16 protein-coding genes and 2 pseudogenes are annotated in these 16,987 nt (G+C 60.6%); 11 read left to right on the top strand and 7 right to left on the bottom strand.

The features are described from left to right. The first annotated feature begins 117 nt into the window (after positions 1-117). The 7 genes and pseudogenes from AB8B31_RS09960 to AB8B31_RS09930 all read left to right on the top strand — a co-directional run bounded on the left by AB8B31_RS09960 (position 118) and on the right by AB8B31_RS09930 (position 7,375). Positions 118-2,241 (top strand): calcium-binding protein, encoded by a 2,124-nt coding sequence (locus AB8B31_RS09960; protein WP_131703153.1) that lies wholly within the window; start codon positions 118-120, stop codon positions 2,239-2,241. Between the two features lie 131 nt (positions 2,242-2,372). Next, positions 2,373-2,675, top strand: coding sequence for a hypothetical protein (locus AB8B31_RS09955; RefSeq protein ID WP_130652391.1), 303 nt, complete (start codon positions 2,373-2,375; stop codon positions 2,673-2,675). Between the two features lie 41 nt (positions 2,676-2,716). Further along, the gene (locus AB8B31_RS09950; protein WP_018445343.1) at positions 2,717-3,223 is read left to right on the top strand and encodes a winged helix-turn-helix transcriptional regulator; all 507 of its coding nucleotides are present in this window, start codon (positions 2,717-2,719) and stop codon (positions 3,221-3,223) included. A gap of 119 nt (positions 3,224-3,342) precedes the next feature. After that, positions 3,343-4,608 carry a beta-ketoacyl-ACP synthase II gene (fabF, locus tag AB8B31_RS09945; RefSeq protein ID WP_018445344.1) on the top strand — a complete coding sequence of 422 codons (1,266 nt, stop codon included), beginning with the start codon at positions 3,343-3,345 and terminating at the stop codon, positions 4,606-4,608. Positions 4,609-4,690: 82 nt separating this feature from the next. After that, on the top strand, positions 4,691-5,119 hold the full coding sequence (locus AB8B31_RS09940) for a DUF4864 domain-containing protein (RefSeq protein WP_130652388.1): 429 nt from the start codon (positions 4,691-4,693) through the stop codon (positions 5,117-5,119). 80 nt (positions 5,120-5,199) lie between these two features. Then, positions 5,200-6,285: an acyltransferase family protein gene (locus AB8B31_RS09935; protein WP_131703152.1), complete on the top strand. Its 1,086-nt coding sequence runs from the start codon at positions 5,200-5,202 to the stop codon at positions 6,283-6,285. 205 nt (positions 6,286-6,490) lie between these two features. Continuing rightward, a pseudogene (locus AB8B31_RS09930) lies at positions 6,491-7,375 on the top strand (LysR family transcriptional regulator). Between the two features lie 49 nt (positions 7,376-7,424). Here AB8B31_RS09930 and tgt read toward each other — a convergent pair. The 5 genes from tgt to coaD form a co-directional block, all read right to left on the bottom strand. Then, positions 7,425-8,555, bottom strand: coding sequence for a tRNA guanosine(34) transglycosylase Tgt (gene tgt, locus AB8B31_RS09925; protein ID WP_130716402.1), 1,131 nt, complete (start codon positions 8,553-8,555; stop codon positions 7,425-7,427). Then, positions 8,556-9,638, bottom strand: a complete 1,083-nt coding sequence (gene queA, locus AB8B31_RS09920; protein ID WP_131703151.1) for a tRNA preQ1(34) S-adenosylmethionine ribosyltransferase-isomerase QueA — start codon at positions 9,636-9,638, stop codon at positions 8,556-8,558. 76 nt (positions 9,639-9,714) lie between these two features. Then, positions 9,715-10,224, bottom strand: coding sequence for a peptidylprolyl isomerase (locus AB8B31_RS09915; protein WP_003559389.1), 510 nt, complete (start codon positions 10,222-10,224; stop codon positions 9,715-9,717). Between the two features lie 29 nt (positions 10,225-10,253). Further along, a complete protein-coding gene (locus AB8B31_RS09910) occupies positions 10,254-10,826 on the bottom strand; it encodes a peptidylprolyl isomerase (RefSeq protein WP_130652385.1) in 573 nt (190 codons plus the stop codon). A gap of 58 nt (positions 10,827-10,884) precedes the next feature. Next, positions 10,885-11,379, bottom strand: a complete 495-nt coding sequence (coaD, locus tag AB8B31_RS09905) for a pantetheine-phosphate adenylyltransferase (RefSeq protein WP_130652384.1) — start codon at positions 11,377-11,379, stop codon at positions 10,885-10,887. Between the two features lie 136 nt (positions 11,380-11,515). On the opposite strand from coaD, the pseudogene AB8B31_RS09900 reads away from it, so the two are divergent. From AB8B31_RS09900 to AB8B31_RS09890, 3 genes and pseudogenes are all read left to right on the top strand, one after another. Then, positions 11,516-11,792 (top strand): annotated as a pseudogene (locus tag AB8B31_RS09900) (hypothetical protein). Between the two features lie 142 nt (positions 11,793-11,934). Beyond that, complete coding sequence (locus tag AB8B31_RS09895; protein ID WP_439007437.1) at positions 11,935-12,090, top strand: hypothetical protein; 156 nt, start codon at positions 11,935-11,937, stop codon at positions 12,088-12,090. Between the two features lie 36 nt (positions 12,091-12,126). Further along, positions 12,127-12,261, top strand: a complete 135-nt coding sequence (locus AB8B31_RS09890; RefSeq protein WP_018445350.1) for a hypothetical protein — start codon at positions 12,127-12,129, stop codon at positions 12,259-12,261. A gap of 178 nt (positions 12,262-12,439) precedes the next feature. Here AB8B31_RS09890 and gyrA read toward each other — a convergent pair whose 3' ends face one another. Further along, complete coding sequence (gene gyrA, locus AB8B31_RS09885) at positions 12,440-15,280, bottom strand: DNA gyrase subunit A (protein ID WP_130652383.1); 2,841 nt, start codon at positions 15,278-15,280, stop codon at positions 12,440-12,442. A 236-nt stretch (positions 15,281-15,516) separates the two neighbouring features. Here gyrA and AB8B31_RS09880 point away from each other — a divergent pair, with 236 nt between their 5' ends. Then, entirely contained in the window at positions 15,517-16,164 is a 648-nt protein-coding gene (locus AB8B31_RS09880) for a MarC family protein (protein WP_018242015.1), read from the top strand. Between the two features lie 100 nt (positions 16,165-16,264). Here AB8B31_RS09880 and AB8B31_RS09875 read toward each other — a convergent pair whose 3' ends face one another. Beyond that, positions 16,265-16,774 carry a single-stranded DNA-binding protein gene (locus tag AB8B31_RS09875; protein WP_018242013.1) on the bottom strand — a complete coding sequence of 170 codons (510 nt, stop codon included), beginning with the start codon at positions 16,772-16,774 and terminating at the stop codon, positions 16,265-16,267. Positions 16,775-16,987: the final 213 nt, after the last annotated feature.

The raw sequence follows: 16,987 nt of genomic DNA, 5'->3' as shown, positions 1-16,987 counted from the left end.
TATCATGGATAACGAGTCATCGCCGCACGACCCTCCTCGTGTATTAAATCGAATTGGCGCCAACAAATGGGGATTAATTCCCATTGCCACTTCCCTCGTAAACCGGGAGAAAAGCTTATGGCTCAAGCCGTTAGAATAAACGATATTGTTCGTTCCTTTGGAATTGATACGCATATCGACTACACCGACGGAAAATATTCCAATGTCGGAGAAGTTGTTAAGGCTCTCGATTATCTTGGCCTTGATACGGTTCGCGATCACGCCCCCAACTCCGCTTCCGATCCCAACGGCCAAACGCATCTCGGCGATGCGGCAAAGGCCGGCGTGCAATTCGTCTTCAGCGCCCAGCGGGAAGTCGACCCCGCCACCGTCGCCCAGCGGCTGCATGATTTCGTGCAGGCCCATCCCGGGTCGGTCGTCGGCATCGAAGGCCCGAACGAAGTCAACAACTGGCCGGTCAGCTATCACGGCCTGAGCGGGCAGGCAGCAGCGGTCGCCTATCAGAAGGACCTCTCAGCCGCCGTCAACGCCGATCCCTTGTTGAAAAATATCCCGGTGCTCGGCTTTACCGGATATACCGTCGCTTCCGCCTCGGACTACACGACGATCCATACCTATGCGAAGGATGGCGACCAGCCGTACTCGTGGCTTTCCCGAGAAGCCGGCGTTCAGCGCGCTGCCGATCCGGGCAAGCCCCTGGCAATCACCGAGACCGGTTACCACACCTCGCTGACTGCCGACACCAATGGCGGCTGGGAGGGCGTCAGTGAAGCGACGCAGGCAAAGCTCCTTCTCAACACGCTGATGGACGGCGCCGCACTCGGATCGAAAAATACATTCATCTACGAGCTGCTGGACGCCTATTCCGATCCTCAGGGCACCAATCAGGAAAAGCATTTCGGCCTTTTTCATCTCGACTACTCGGCCAAGCCGGCTGCGACGGCGATCCATAATCTAACGGAAATCCTTGCGGACGACGGCGCTCAGAAGGCAAGTTTCAGCGCGGGGACCCTCAATTATTCGATCGACGGCATGCCGTCCTCGGCCCGCAGCCTGCTGACGGAGAAATCGGACGGAAGCTACCAGATCATCATCTGGAACGAGCCCGATATCTGGAACCAGTCCACCGACACGGCCATCCAGGCCGCGACGACAGGCGTCAAGGTCAATCTCGGCGCATCCTTCGGCTCCGTGAAGGTCTTCGACCCTCTGACCGGAACGACGGCGATCAAAAGCCTCAGCAACGTCTCGTCCCTGACGCTTGACGTCGTCGACCATCCCCTCATCATCGACATCGGAGGCGGCAGTGCCAGCACGCCGCCGGCAACCAACCATATCTATGGCGGCACCGGCAACGACATATTCACCGTGAGCAACCCCGCGCAAATCGTCGACGAAAGCCGGGGTGGCGGGACGGATACCGTCATGTCGTCGATCAGCTTCAGCCTCAAGGATACGACGCACACGATCGGAAACGTCGAGAACCTGACGCTGACCGGCACGGCCAATCTGAACGGCACGGGAAATGGCCTGGCAAACACTCTCGTCGGTAATTCCGGCAACAATATTCTCGACGGAAGCACCGGCGCGGACCATATGTCGGGGCGCGCCGGCAACGATACCTATGTGGTCGACAATGCCGGCGATTTTGCCGATGAGACAGGCGGGGCCGGCAAGGACACCGTCAAGGCTTCGACCTCGTTCAACCTGGCCGACCAGAAGCACACAGCCGGAACGATCGAAAATCTCGCCTTGACCGGCACCGCCAATCTCAGCGCGACAGGCAACAACACGGCCAACGTTTTGACCGGCAACGATGGAAGCAACACGATCAATGGCGGCAAAGGCGCCGACCAGCTGACCGGCGGCCTCGGCAATGACAAGCTGTTCGGGAAAGCCGGTGCAGACACGCTCACCGGTGGCGGAGGAGGCGATACCTTCGTCTTCGATGTGAAGCCCGACAATGTCAGCGTCGACAAGATCCGGGATTTTTCTTCCGCGGCGGGCGACAAGCTGATGCTCGATCATTCGATTTTCGCCGCGCTCAGCCTATCCGGATTTTCGGATGAGAATTTCGTGCTGGGAACGAAAGCGCTGGAGGCTGATGACAAGCTGATCTACGATCAGGCGAGCGGCATTCTATCCTTTGACGCAGATGGAAGCGCAGCAGGCACGGCCATCCACGTCGCGGATCTCGATAATTCCGCAGCACTTCACTTCAAAGACATCCTGCTTGTCTGACCCGGTCGGCCCATCGCCTTTCAGGCGGCGGGCCTACAGCGTCACGGGCAGTCGCGCCTCCTCCTCTTGCCGGAGCCGAAATCCCGGCCACATTCTCCGTTGACGCCACTCGTGCAGCTCAGGAGAAGCTTTTGCCCTGGATCGCCTATATCGCCCATCTCATCGCCGCGGCATTTCTGACCAACGGCGTCCCACATTTCGTCAACGGCGTCAGTGGCAGGCCGTTCCGCATCCCATTCGTGCAAGGGGCAAAGCTTGGCTCGCCGACGGCCAATGTCGTCTGGGGCTGGGCGAATTTCCTCGTCGCCTTCCTGCTCTTTGCCAATGTCGGGCCGCTCTATATCGGCACGCCGGGCGATACGATCTTCGTGGCGGTCGGCATGCTCGTCACCGGCATTCTGCTCGCCCGCATTTTCGGGGGCGACGCCAGATAGTAACTTGCATGATGATAGTCACTGCTATAATGACAGCAGCCATGCAGCGAACAAGCTTCAGCGATTTCAAATGCCCGGCGGCGCGCGCGCTCGACAGCGTCGGCGATTGGTGGAGCATGCTGATCCTGCGTGACGCCTTCCAGGGGCTTTCGCGCTTCGACGAATTCCAGAAAAGCCTCGGCGTGGCGCCGAACATCCTGACGCGGCGGCTCAAACATCTGACGGAAAAGGGGGTGTTCGAACGGCGGCTCTACCATCAGCGCCCTGCCCGCTACGAATATCTGCTGACGGACAAGGGCCGTGATTTCTTTCCTGTTCTGATGACGCTGTTTTCCTGGGGAAGCCGGCACATCCCCGCAGAGGACCTGGCCTTTCTCTTGAGCGATGCCGCTTCCGGCAGAGAGCGCGAGACGATGCTGGTCGATGCGCGGACCGGCGAACAAATGACACCCGAAAACACCAGCCTGCTTGCAGGCCCCGCCGCCGATGATGAAGTGCACGAGCGGATCGCCCGCATGCGCGCCTGGTATCTCGGCATCGACGCCTGATGCATCATTTCATCCTCAAAATCGGAAGCGATTTGCGGATGAAATGATGCATTAATTCAAAAAGTTACAGCGTCCTTTGCGCGTCTGAAAGACGCGTGGCGCTGTCGGAGGAAAATACAATGGATCGCATCGTTGTCACCGGCATGGGACTTGTCTCGCCACTCGGGACCGGCGTCGAGCCCGCCTGGAAGCGCCTTCTCGACGGCGGTTCCGGGCTGAGGGTGCTGGCGGAGGATATCGTCGGCGACCTCTCGGCCAAGGTAGGTGGTATCGTTCCCGACATCGCTGAGGATGCAGAGGCTGGCTTCGATCCGGACCGTTACATCACGCCGAAGGACCAGAAGAAGATGGACCGCTTCATCCACTTCGCCATGGCGGCGACGGAAGAAGCGGTAAAGCAGGCCGGCTGGATGCCGACCGACGAAGGCGAGCGTGAACGCACGGCAACGATCATCGCGTCGGGGGTCGGCGGCTTTCCGGCGATCGCCGAAGCGGTGCGGATCGGCGAAACGCGCGGCGTGCGGCGGCTGTCGCCCTTTACGGTGCCGTCCTTCCTCGTCAACCTTGCCGCCGGCCAGGTCAGCATCCGCTACGGCTTCAAGGGGCCGCTCGGCGCTCCGGTGACGGCGTGTGCGGCCAGCGTCCAGGCGATCGGCGATGCGGCGCGGCTGATCCGCTCCGGCGAAGCGGATGTGGCGATCTGCGGCGGTGCCGAGGCCTGCATCGACAAGGTGAGCCTCGGTGGCTTTGCCGCTGCGCGTGCGCTTTCCACCGGTTTCAACGAGACGCCGAAGCTGGCGTCACGCCCCTTCGATACGGCGCGCGACGGTTTCGTCATGGGCGAAGGCGCCGGCATCCTGGTCATCGAAACACTGGAGCATGCGCTTGCCCGCGGCGCGACGCCGCTCGCTGAACTCGTCGGCTACGGCACGGCGGCGGACGCCTACCACATGACCTCAGGCCCCGAAGACGGCAACGGCGCCCGCCGGGCGATGGAGGCAGCACTCAAGCAGGCGAAGATCCCGGCTTCGGAGGTCAGGCATCTGAACGCACATGCGACCTCGACACCGGTCGGTGACAGGGGCGAGATCGCTGCGATCGGCACGGTGTTCGGCCGCAATGGCGGCATTGCCGTCAGCGCGACGAAATCGGCGACCGGCCACCTGCTTGGCGCCGCCGGCGGGCTGGAAGCGATCTTCACCATCCTTGCGCTGCGCGACCAGATCGCGCCGCCGACCCGCAACCTGGAACATGCGGATCCGGCCGCCGACGGCATCGATATCGTCGGCAAGACAGCGCGGCCGCTGGCGATGGACTACGCGATAACCAACGGTTTCGGCTTCGGCGGGGTGAATGCCAGCGCCCTCTTCCGGCGCTGGTCGTAAAGTCCGCTTTTCTTGCGCCAGAAATCGCCTACACTTCTGCCCGTCGGGGGATCGTTTCCCTGACGGAGCCGGAGATCAATCCATGCGCGCCTTCTTCGCAGTTCTCATCCTGTGTGCCGCATCCGCCCTCTCCCCCGTATCGGCCCGCGCCGAAGATCCGATCGAAACGACGCGGACGATGATCGAGGAACAGATCAAGGCCTTCCTCAAGGACGATGCCGAGACCGCCTATTCCTTCGCCGCCCCCGGCATCAAGGCGATGTATCCCGACAAGAACCTGTTCTTCGCCATGGTGAAGAAGAGCTACGAGCCGGTCTATCATCCCGGCAACTACGCCTTCGGGCGCAGCCGCTCGATCGACGACGGCGCGCTGATCTATCACGAGGTGCTGATCTCAGGCCGCGACGGCAAGGACTGGACGGCGATCTACCAGATCATGCGCCAGCCGGACGGCAGCTACAGGATCAACGGCGTGCAGATCGTGCCGGATGCGGACAGCAAGGGTATCTGACGCGCCGCGGCGCGGACTCGTCGCGCTAATAATTTCGAAATCCTCCCAGAGTAAGAAACTGCTGATGGGGGATTGTTAGGTTGAACACTAGCAGGCAGTTTTTCACAGCTCTTGAGGCCTTGCGAGGAATTGCGGCTGTTATGGTCATCTTCCGGCATACGGAAGGTGCGCTTGGCCCGCTTCCCGCAAGTGTCAGTTACCTAGCCGTCGACCTGTTCTTTCTGCTGAGCGGCGTCGTCCTGGCAAATTCATATGAGAAGCGGCTGGCAACGGGACAGATTTCGCCTGCCGGATTTCTGCTGCAGCGTGTCATTCGGCTTTATCCGCTTTATCTTCTTACGCTTCCGATTGGCCTTTTCAGCTATGCGCTTCAAAACGGCTTGGACTGCTCCACGCTGGCAGAACTTCTGCTGAAGGCGATCCTGTTCATCCCAAGCACAAATCTGGAAAGTCTCTTTCCTTTCAACGGGCCCAGCTGGTCGCTCTTCTTCGAACTCTGGGCCGGGGCGCTGTTCTCCGTACTTCTGGTACGACTGTCACTCAGAAGCTTGCTCACCATCGCCCTGGGGGCTGCGGGCATAACCTTTTACGGGGCATTGGTCGAAGGCAACCTCGATATCGGTTACCAGCCGACCTACTTCATATTTGGCTTTTCAAGAGTGCTGTTCTCGTTCTCGTTCGGGATCTGCCTCTACAGGCAATATGACATCCAGAAACCGAATACGGCCAACAACGGGAATATTATCGGCCTTCTTCTGTGTGGATGCCTGATCTTCATCACGGGCATATCGGCCAGCACGTTCTTCGGTTTCCCCTATTTTGACTTCTTGATATGTTTGGTGGTCTTTCCGGCCATTGTCTGGCTTGCGATGCGCACGAGACAGACCGGAATGGTCGAGCTGGCATTCTGTTGGTTGGGAAGGCTTTCCTATCCGATTTATATCCTACATGCGCCCATCTTCAGTCTGCTGCATTCACTGCGGCAAAAGGGCTTTGACCTTCCGGCCTCTCCGGCAGTTGGTATGGTCGTCGTAATAGCGATTTTCATTGTGGCAGGCATCGTCGCCATTTACGTCGACGAGCCTGTGCGCAAAAAGCTCAAGATGATGGTTGCGCCAAATCCGGCGTCTGCGGTCTCGGCGGTCAGCAACGCGGGAGCGAATTAGCCTACAGCGGTTCGAGGTCGCCCCTCGCCCATTCCTCTGCCGTTTCCGCCAGGAAATCGGCGAAGCGGCCTTTCGGCGATCACTTTGCGGATGACCTGCATCAGTTCCTGACAGTACCGCTTGCGATTGGCAGCCTGCAGTTTTTTCGTGCGATCTGCTTCACGAGAATTCCAGAAAAACGATGTACGGGATGATTGCGGCGCGCGTGGACAGATGGCAGGCGATGAGAGTGTTCGTGAAAGTCGCGGAAACAGAGAGCTTCGCCGCGGCCGGGCGGCAAATGCATATGAGTCCTCCAGCCGTGACGCACATCGTTTCCTCGTTGGAAGCGGTTATCGAACGCGCCTCCTGACCCGCACGACCCGATCGGTGAAGCTGACGGAAGCCGGGCTAGATATTTCGGGATTGTCAGCGGCTGCTTGCTGATCTCGCCGAAGCAGACGCGGCTGCTGCGGGGGCTTACGGCAAGCCGACCGGCACGCTCACCGTCACCGCTTCGGTGATGTTTGGCACGATGTTCGTTTTGCCCGTCATGACCGAATATCTCGATCTTTACCCCGAAGTCACCGCGCGGGGTCTCTTTGTTGACCGCGTAGTGAACATCGTCGACGAGGGTATCGATGTCGCTGTCCGTATCGGACATCTAAGCGAGTCCGGTTTCACCGCGACGCATGTCGGCCAAATAAAGCGAGTCATTTGCGGATCGCCTGCTTATTTTGAGAAGTACGGCGTGCCGGCAGCGCCCAATGATCCCGCGCGCCATCAGATCGTCGCGTCCAACAGTGCATGGACATCGCTGGAATGGCACTTTGCAGGAGAAAGAAAGGCTACCGTGCGCGTTAACCCCCGTCTCTTTTGCAACACCAACGAGGCTGCGGTCGCGGCGGCAGTCCGAAGCTGGGGTTTGACGCGCGTTCTCTCCTACCAGATTGCGCCTCAGCTCGAATCGGGGGAGTTGCAGACTGTCTTGTCCGACTACGGCGAGGAGGCTCTACCCATTCCATCCCGATGGACGGAATGCCTCAACAAAGGTCAAAAGCTTTTTGATTTTGCTGTCGGAAAATTGCGAGCCAATCCGCATTTCAGCTAGCGCAGCTCCAGTCTGCTTCAGCTTCCACAGCTTGAACCTTTCGAGCAGCCTAAACCGGTTGGAGATCACCCCTCGCCCATTCCTCCTGTGTTTCCGCCATGAAATCGGCGAAGCGGCTTTCGGCGATCGCTTTACGGATGCCCTGCATCAGTTCCTGGTAATAAGCGAGATTGTGCCAGGAGAGCAGCATGCCGCCGAGCGCTTCGTTGGAGCGGACGAGATGGTGCAGATAGGCACGCGAATAGTCGCGTGAGGCCGGGCAGTTCGACTGTTCGTCGAGCGGGCGCATATCTTCGGCATGGCGGGCATTGCGGATATTGACCTTGCCGCGGCGGGTGAAGGCCAGGCCATGACGGCCGGAGCGGGTCGGCATGACGCAGTCGAACATGTCTATGCCACGCGCAACCGATTTCAGGATATCGTCAGGCGTACCGACGCCCATGAGGTAACGCGGCTTTTCGCTGGGGAGTACCGGCAGTGTCGTCTCCAGCATCTGCAGCATGACGTCCTGCGGCTCGCCGACGGCAAGGCCGCCGATCGCATATCCCTTGAGATCGAGCTGGCTCAACGCCTCGGCCGAACGGATGCGCAGTGCCGGGATATCGCCGCCCTGGACGATGCCGAACATCGCCTTCCCTGGCTGGTCGCCGAAGGCGACCCTGCAGCGCTCGGCCCAGCGCAGCGACATTTCCATGGCGCGCTCGATCTCCTTCGGCTCGGCCGGCAGCGCCACGCATTCGTCGAGCTGCATCTGGATATCGGAGCCGAGTAGCCCCTGAATTTCGATGGAGCGCTCTGGCGACATGTGATGCAGGCTGCCGTCGACATGCGACTTGAAGGTGACGCCCTGTTCGTCGAGCTTGCGCAGGCCCGACAGCGACATGACCTGGAAACCGCCAGAGTCCGTCAGGATCGGATGTTCCCAGCGAATGAGCTTATGCAGGCCGCCAAGGCGGGCGACGCGCTCGGCCGTCGGGCGCAGCATCAGGTGATAGGTATTGCCGAGAATGATGTCGGCGCCGGTCTCGCGCACCTGGTCGAGATACATGGCCTTAACAGTGCCGACAGTGCCGACCGGCATGAAGGCCGGCGTGCGGATCTCGCCGCGCGGCATAGAAATCTGGCCGAGGCGGGCGCCGGCATCGGTTTTCTTCAGGGTGAATTGGAAGGTCTCGGTCATCTAGTCTTTCCGGAAGAGAAGGCTGGCATCGCCATAGGAATAGAAGCGGTAGCCCGTCTGGATGGCGTGGTCATAGGCGGCGCGCATGGTATCGAGGCCTGAAAAGGCCGAGACCAGCATGAAGAGCGTCGAGCGCGGCAGGTGGAAATTGGTCATCAGCATGTCGACGGCCTTGAAGCGGTAGCCCGGCGTGATGAAGATGCCGGTGGCGCCACTCCAGGCGCGGATTTCGCCGCTCTCTTCCGCTGCACTTTCGATCAGACGCAGCGAGGTCGTGCCGACGCAGACGATGCGCCCGCCGTTCGCCTTGACGGCGTTCAGCCGTGCAGCCGTCGCAGCGCTGACGGTACCGCTTTCCAGATGCATCCGGTGATCGGCGGTATCATCAGCCTTGACGGGCAGGAAGGTGCCGGCGCCGACATGCAGCGTGACGAAATGGCGTTCGATGCCGGCCCTATCAAGCGCCTCGAACAGGCCAGGCGTGAAGTGCAGGCCGGCGGTGGGTGCAGCAACGGCGCCCTCCTCGCGGGCATAGATCGTCTGATAGTCCGCGCGGTCACGCTCGTCCTCGGGGCGCTTGGCGGCGATATAAGGCGGCAGCGGGATATGGCCGACGGCGGCGATCGCCTCGTCGAGCGCCGGGCCGGAGAGATCGAACAGCAGCGTCACTTCGCCGGCCTCGCCCTTCTCCTCGACGGTGGCATCGAGCGAGCCGAGGAAGCAGCTTTCGCCGGAATGGCCGAAGGAGATGCGGTCGCCCTGTTTGATGCGCTTGCCCGGCTTGGCGAAGGCCTTCCAGCGGTTGGGGCCGATGCGCACATGCAGCGTGGCAGACACCTGCTGGCCACCGGCGCCGTCGCGATGGCGGATACCCTCGAGCTGAGCGGGAATGACCTTGGTGTCGTTGAAAACGAGCGCGTCGCCAGCCTGCAGGAAGGACGTGAGATCGCCGACGCGATAATCAGACAGGTGGCTTTCCGCATTCGGATCGACGACGAGCAGGCGCGCGCTGTCGCGTGGCTCGGCGGGCCGTAACGCAATGCGTTCATCGGGCAGATCGAAATCGAAAAGGTCTACGCGCATCAGGGCACTTTCAGGCAAAGCGAAACCCGCCCCCGCGCGGTTGACACGCAAGGGCGGGTTTCAGCAGAAATCACAATCAGACGTCGGCGGCAACCCGCATGGAGACGATCGAATCCGGATCGGAAACCGGCTCGCCGCGCTTGATCTTGTCGACGTTATCCATGCCTTCGATGACCTGACCCCAGACAGAATACTGCTTGTTCAGCCACGGCGCGTCAGTGAAGCAGATGAAGAACTGCGAATTGGCCGAGTTCGGGTTCTGCGAACGGGCCATCGAGCAGGTGCCGCGCGTATGCGTGGTCGCGGAGAATTCGGCCTTCAGATCCGGCTTCGACGAGCCGCCCATGCCGGCGCGGCCGGGATTGAAGGTTTCCGAGCCCTTCTTGCCGAATTCGACGTCGCCCGTCTGGGCCATGAAATCCTGGATGACGCGGTGGAAGACGACGCCGTCATAGGCCTTCTCGCGGGCCAGTTCCTTGATGCGGGCGACATGCTCCGGGGCGACCTGCGGCAAAAGCTGAATGACAACCTTGCCCTTGGTGGTTTCCAGAATGACGGTGTTTTCGGGATCCTTGATCTCGGCCATTATCTTCTCCTCTAGTTTTCTCTCTTAACTTACTTCTTGCCCAGGGTGACCTTGATCATCCGGTCTGGGCTTTTGACTTCGCCGTTCTGGCCTTCGCCGCGCTTGATCTTGTCGACGTTCTCCATGCCGGAGACGACCTTTCCGACGACGGTGTACTGGCCGTTCAGGAAAGAGCCGTCGGCGAACATGATGAAGAACTGCGAATTGGCGGAATTCGGATCCTGCGAACGGGCCATGCCGACCGTGCCGCGCACGAACGGGGTCTTGGAGAATTCAGCCGGAATATCCGGCAGGTCGGAAGAGCCGGTGCCGGCAAGGCTCGCATCGAAGCCCTTTTCCATGTTGCCGTATTTGACGTCGCCGGTCTGAGCCATGAAGCCGTCAATGACGCGGTGGAAGGCGACGTTGTCATATTCGCCCTTCTTTACCAGCGCCTCGATCTGGGCGACATGCTTCGGCGCAACCTCAGGCATGAGCTGGATGACGACAGGGCCGTTCTTCAGCTGGACGGTGAGATAATGATCGGACGACTGGGCGAAGGCATCCCCCGCGAAGGAAGCGAGATACAACACGCCGGCAAATGCGAGATAGAAGAGTTTCATATGAGCTCCATTGCGGCGGGGTCCGCCTGGTCTTTGCGCTTGCTAGTCTTTGTTCTTACTAGTTTGGGCGCTTGGATGTGAGGGCTTGCAAGACGGCGGCCGGCACGAAAGCGCTGACATCGCCGCCCATGGCGGCGATCTGGCGGACCAATGTGGCGGTAATGGGCCGCGAGGCCGTACCCGCCGGCAAAAAAATCGTCTGGAGATCGGGCGCCATCGTCCGGTTCATACCGGCCATCTGCATTTCGTAATCAAGGTCGGTGCCGTCGCGAAGACCGCGGATCAACAGCGTGGCGCCATGGGTGCGAGCGGCATCGACGACCAGATTGTCGAAGGCGACGACGGTGATATCGCCGGCCTTGCCGGGCAGCGCTTGCGCCAGAGAACGGCGGATCAACTCGGCTCTCTCTTCGAAGGAGAAGAGCGGCGCCTTGCCGGGATGGATGCCGATCGCGACGATCACCTTTTCGGCAACGTTCAGCGCCTGGACCAGAACATCCACATGCCCATTGGTGATCGGGTCGAAGGACCCCGGATAGAAAGCTGTCGTCATGTGGCCCGACCGTTGGTTTGACGCCTTTTGTCACGGATGACGCCTTCTCGCAAGTGATTTGCCCAGCTCCGGCTAGAGCGCCTCGCGTCTTTTCAGACACGGAAAGGACGTTACGCGTCGGGCGGTTAAACGGCGGATGAATGGCCCGTTCAAGGCCGTTTCAGATGCGATCTGCTTAATTCTTGTCATTCACGCAGCCGATGCCATTCCGGCATCAGGCGCTCCCCGAAAGACCAGGTCCCATGCTGATCGTGCTCGTTACAGTTGCCGTCGTTTTCTCCCTCGCCGCCGAGATGGCCTATGGCTATTTCGCCGATCGATACGAGGTGAACTGGGTGCGGCCAGAGCTTGCCGAACATGCGGCAATCGTGCGCGCCCAAGGCCGGCTGCGCGAAAACGGACTTCGAATCTGAACGCCAGATGAACGAGACATTCAAGGAGGCTTCAGATCGCCATTGGTAAACACCCCACAACATCCGGCGGAACCATTTTCAAACGGATGCGTTCATTCAACCGACCCCATAGATGCGATTAGCGCGGCAGGAAGGACTAAAGATGCCCGGTAAGATTACGATGATTAACGTGCTCTGGATGGTAATCGTCACGGGCATGCTGACCGCAACTGTCGCTCTCTATGATCAGAAGGTCGATACGTCCAAGGTTTATGGTCCCTATGCTTCGGCCCGCACGGCCGTGCTGGGCCAGTACTGAGGGGCGAGAACGCAACTCCCCAGGAAAGGAATGCCTATGTTCACGATCTTGACAGTGCTCACCGCCCTCATCAGCGTCATGTTCATCGTGTCTGTGGCCTCTACGATTTCAGCGCTCCGGCGCGAAGGCGAAGAGGTGAAAGCTCTGAACGAAAAACATAGAGCGTTCTGACGTTCCTTCCTCTCCTCTTCCCACCCTTGAGCGGCACCCTTCCGTCGCCAGGGCTATTCAAAGCCGGATGCACCCAGCGTTCGGCTTTTTCTTTGGGCGTGATCTCAATCCGCCTCGGACTTGAGAAAAAGGGCGTCTGAAAAGAAAAGGGCGGCTCGAAGCCGCCCCGTTCATCTGATCATTCCTCGGCTGGCCCGGCCGGATCGCCATCGGCAATCGGCGCCTCGTCGCCGCCACCTTCGTCGGCAGCACCTTCCTCGATAGCAGCAGCAGTACCTTCGGCGACCTCGACGTTCTCTTCCGTCTCATCCTCCTCCGGCTCGCTGATGCGTTCGACCGAGACGACCTTTTCGTCCTTGGCCGTCGAGAAGATGGTGACGCCCTTGGTGGCGCGGCTGGCGATGCGGATACCGCCGACCGGCACGCGGATCAGCTGGCCGCCATCGGAGACCAGCATGATCTGGTCGCCGTCATCGACCGGGAAAGCCGCCACCAGTTCGCCGATCTCGCCTGTTTTCGACGTATCGGTGGCGCGGATACCCTTGCCGCCGCGGCCGGAGATGCGGAAGTCGTAGGAGGACGAACGCTTGCCGAAGCCCTTTTCGGAGACGGTCAGGACGAACTGCTCCAGCTGCTTCAGCTCTTCGTAACGCTCGTCGCTCAGCTGTCCCTCCTCGGTGACTTCCTCGCCAACCAACGCGATCTCCTCGGCCTCGCCCGTTGTCAGGCGCCTGTCGTTGGCGGCGCGCTTCAGATAGGCAGCACGCTCCCAAGGTTCGGCATTGACATGGCGCACGATGGTCATCGAGATGATCCGGTCACCGCCGGCAAGCGTGATGCCGCGCACGCCGATCGAGTTGCGGCCGGCAAAGACCCGGACATCGTCGACGGAGAAGCGGATGCACTGACCGAGCGCCGTCGTGAGCAGCACGTCATCATCTTCGGTGCAGGTCTCGACGGAAAGGATTTCGTCGCCCTCCTCCTCGAGCTTCATGGCGATCTTGCCGTTGCGGTTGACCTGGACGAAGTCCGACAGCTTGTTACGGCGAACCGTGCCGCGCGTCGTCGAGAACATGACGTCGAGATTGTCCCAGCTCGTCTCGTCCTCGGGCAATGGCAGGATCGTGGTGATGCGCTCGCCGGGTGCGAGTGGCAGCATGTTGATCAGCGCCTTGCCGCGCGAGGTCGGCGTACCGATCGGCAGGCGCCAGACCTTCTCCTTGTAGACGATGCCGCGCGAGGAGAAGAACAGAACCGGCGTATGGGTATTGACGACGAATAGCCGGCTAACGAAATCTTCGTCGCGGGTGGTCATGCCGGAGCGACCTTTGCCGCCACGGCGCTGGGCGCGATAAGTGGTGAGCGGCACGCGCTTGATGTAACCGAGATGCGAGACGGTGACGACCATGTCTTCGCGGGCGATCAGATCCTCGTCGTCCATTTCAAGGCCGCCATCGACGATCTCGGTGCGGCGCGGCGTGCCGAACTCGTCCCGGACGGCGAGAAGTTCGTCCTTGACGATGGTCTGGATGCGGACGCGTGAGGAGAGAATATCGAGGTAGTCCTTGATTTCCTCGCCGATCTTGTTGAGTTCATCGCCGATTTCGTCGCGACCAAGGGCCGTCAGGCGGGCCAGGCGCAGTTCGAGGATGGCGCGCGCCTGCTCTTCCGACAGATTGTAGGTCAGGTCGTCATTGATGCGATGGCGCGGATCGTCGATCAGACGGATCAGGCTTTCGACATCTGCCGCCGGCCAGCGGCGGGTCATCAGCTCTTCGCGGGCCGACTGCGGATCGGGCGCCTGGCGGATGACGCGGATGACCTCGTCGATATTGGCGACGGCAATGGCGAGACCGACCAACACGTGGGCGCGATCACGCGCCTTGCGCAGCAGGAATTTGGTTCTCCGGCTAACAACTTCTTCGCGGAACGAGACGAAAGCGCGCAGCATGTCGAGCAGGGTCAGCTGTTCGGGCTTGCCGCCGTTCAGCGCCACCATGTTGCAGCCGAAGGACGTCTGCAGCGGCGTATAACGATAAAGCTGGTTGAGGATGACTTCGGCATTGGCATCGCGCTTCAGCTCGACGACGACGCGATAACCCTGGCGGTCGGATTCATCGCGCAGGTCGGAGATGCCCTCGATGCGCTTGTCGCGCACCAGCTCGGCCATCTTCTCGATCATCGTCGCCTTGTTCACCTGGTAGGGAATCTCGGTGATGATGATCTGCTCACGGTCACCGCGCATCGGCTCGATGGCAGCGACGCCGCGCATGATGACGGAGCCGCGGCCGGTCTCATAAGCCGAGCGGATGCCGGCACGGCCGAGGATCTTCGCACCCGTCGGGAAATCGGGGCCGGGAATGATCTGGATCAGTTCCGGCAGCTCGATTGCCGGATCGTCGATCAGCGCGATGCAGCCGTCGATGACTTCGGAGAGATTGTGCGGCGGGATATTGGTCGCCATGCCGACGGCGATGCCGCCGGCGCCGTTGACGAGCAGGTTCGGGAACTTGGCGGGCACCACGACCGGCTCGGAGAGAGTGCCGTCGTAGTTGTCGCGGAAATCGACGGTTTCCTTGTCGAGATCGTCGAGCAGCGAGTGGGCAGCCTTTTCGAGGCGGCATTCGGTATAACGTTCGGCCGCCGGCGGATCACCATCGACCGAGCCGAAATTGCCCTGACCGTCGATCAACGGCAGCCGCAGCGACCAGGGCTGCGCCATGCGGGCGAGCGCATCATAGATCGCAGAATTGCCGTGCGGATGGAATTTACCCATCACGTCACCGGTGACGCGGGCGCATTTGACGTATTTCTTGTTCCAGTCGATGCCGAGCTCGGACATGCCGTAGAGGATGCGCCGGTGCACGGGCTTGAGGCCGTCGCGCACGTCGGGCAGCGCGCGGCTGACGATGACGCTCATGGCGTAATCGAGATACGACCGCTGCATTTCCTCCATGATGGAGATGGGCTCGATGCCTGGCGGGAGCTTCCCGCCGCCGGGGGGTGTTTGCTCAGTCAAAACAGATCACGATCTCTTCTAGAATCACTTGAAGATTTATAGCGGAAAGCCTGTTCCCGCGCCAATTTCACAGCGCGTTTTGAACAGGCTTTTGCGGCTTAAAGACGGTAAAACATGCAAGTTGCGCGGCCGGACCGGACAAATCCGCCGCGGGCCGCTGCGGGATATTTGCCAAATCGGAATCCCCGCTTCACAATCATAAAAACCACGCACTCATATGGGGTTCCGGAGAGCCGATGGCAAGCGCCGACCAATTGATCAACGCCTTCACGACGCTTCTCGTCACCATCGATCCGCCGGGGCTCGCACCGATCTTTCTGGGGCTGACGACAGGCATGAGCCGCAGTGAGCGCACGCAGGTGGCGCTGCGTGGCTCGACCATCGCCTTCATCATCCTCGCCGTCTTCGCTCTGTTCGGCGCCGGCGTGCTCAGCGTGCTCGGGATTTCGATCGGCGCCTTCCGCATCGCGGGTGGTCTGCTGCTGTTCTGGATCGCCTTCGAGATGGTGTTCGAAAAGCGCCAGGACCGCAAGGAGAAGGCGACCGAGGTGGCGATCACCAAGGATCACATCGAGAATATCGCCGTCTTTCCCCTCGCCTTGCCGCTGATCGCCGGCCCGGGCGCGATCTCGGCGACGATCCTGCTTGCCGGCACGCTGGCGACATCCGTCGGAAAGGCGCAGCTGATCGGCGTCCTTGCCGCCAATCTGTTGCTGACTTTCCTCATGCTGCTCGTCGCTGAAAGGCTGGACCGTTTCCTCGGCGTCACTGGCCGGGCCATCCTGACACGCCTTCTCGGCGTCATCCTCGCCGCCCTTGCCGCACAATTCGTCGTCGACGGGGCAAAATCGGCGCTCAACCTCATCAGCGCGACACCGCACTGAAAATCGCGGCATCTGCCGCGAAATCAAAGAAAAAGAGCATGACGCCATCCAAGGCATCATGCTCTCTCACCTCTTTCACAAAGCCAGCAAAGGCTATCGATCAGAACGGGATATCGTCGTCGAGATCCCGCGAGAAGTTGCCACCGCCGCCACCGCCGCGGCTCGGCGATGAGGAGGGAGCCGGGGCGCCGTAATCGTCGCCGTAATCGTTGCCGCCAGCGGCACTGCCACGGCCGCCGCTCGCGCCGCCGCCTTCACCGCGGCCGTCGAGCATCGTCAGCGTCGAACCAAACCCCTGCAGCACCACTTCCGTGCTGTAACGATCCTGGCCCTGCTGGTCCTGCCACTTGCGGGTCTGCAGCTGGCCTTCGATATAGAGCTTGGCGCCCTTCTTCACATATTGCTCGACGACCTTGCAGAGGCCCTCGTTGAAGACGACGACAGTGTGCCATTCGGTCTTCTCACGGCGCTCGCCGGAATTGCGATCGCGCCAGGTCTCCGACGTCGCGATACGAAGATTGGCGATCGGCCGGCCATCCTGAGTGCGGCGGATTTCGGGGTCTGCACCGACGTTTCCAACCAGAATTACCTTATTCACGCTACCAGCCATACTTCTCACCCTGCCTGCCGCCCTGCCCGGCGGCGTTTAATCGATCGGCGCACCTTAAACCATCACGGACCGCCGATGCGCATGGGCGGCATTTAATCCACATGTTTATCCCATCAGAAAGCCGCATGCATTCATCAGGAATTTTGTTCTTTATTTGTTCTAGTTTATCCGTATGATCCTGTCAACAGAATCGAAAACCTTGAGCCCTTGCGG

The organism is Rhizobium sp. 62_C5_N11_2 (assembly GCF_051811185.1).
Classification (GTDB): Bacteria; Pseudomonadota; Alphaproteobacteria; order Rhizobiales; family Rhizobiaceae; genus Rhizobium; species Rhizobium leguminosarum.
Note: the sequence above shows the minus strand (reverse complement) of the source record. Positions and strands in the feature narration are given on the sequence as shown.

Excerpts from the sequence above, each read along its gene's own strand:
- queA (WP_131703151.1), bottom strand. The coding sequence starts at position 9,638 with ATGCGCGTAGACCTTTTCGATTTCGATCTGCCCGATGAACGCATTGCG.
- AB8B31_RS09940 (WP_130652388.1), top strand. The coding sequence starts at position 4,691 with ATGCGCGCCTTCTTCGCAGTTCTCATCCTGTGTGCCGCATCCGCCCTC.
- coaD (WP_130652384.1), bottom strand. The coding sequence starts at position 11,379 with ATGACGACAGCTTTCTATCCGGGGTCCTTCGACCCGATCACCAATGGG.
- AB8B31_RS09950 (WP_018445343.1), top strand. The coding sequence starts at position 2,717 with ATGCAGCGAACAAGCTTCAGCGATTTCAAATGCCCGGCGGCGCGCGCG.
- AB8B31_RS09915 (WP_003559389.1), bottom strand. The coding sequence starts at position 10,224 with ATGGCCGAGATCAAGGATCCCGAAAACACCGTCATTCTGGAAACCACC.
- AB8B31_RS09910 (WP_130652385.1), bottom strand. The coding sequence starts at position 10,826 with ATGAAACTCTTCTATCTCGCATTTGCCGGCGTGTTGTATCTCGCTTCC.
- fabF (WP_018445344.1), top strand. The coding sequence starts at position 3,343 with ATGGATCGCATCGTTGTCACCGGCATGGGACTTGTCTCGCCACTCGGG.
- AB8B31_RS09880 (WP_018242015.1), top strand. The coding sequence starts at position 15,517 with ATGGCAAGCGCCGACCAATTGATCAACGCCTTCACGACGCTTCTCGTC.
- AB8B31_RS09875 (WP_018242013.1), bottom strand. The coding sequence starts at position 16,774 with ATGGCTGGTAGCGTGAATAAGGTAATTCTGGTTGGAAACGTCGGTGCA.
- AB8B31_RS09960 (WP_131703153.1), top strand. The coding sequence starts at position 118 with ATGGCTCAAGCCGTTAGAATAAACGATATTGTTCGTTCCTTTGGAATT.
- tgt (WP_130716402.1), bottom strand. The coding sequence starts at position 8,555 with ATGACCGAGACCTTCCAATTCACCCTGAAGAAAACCGATGCCGGCGCC.
- AB8B31_RS09890 (WP_018445350.1), top strand. The coding sequence starts at position 12,127 with ATGTTCACGATCTTGACAGTGCTCACCGCCCTCATCAGCGTCATGTTC.
- AB8B31_RS09895 (WP_439007437.1), top strand. The coding sequence starts at position 11,935 with ATGCCCGGTAAGATTACGATGATTAACGTGCTCTGGATGGTAATCGTC.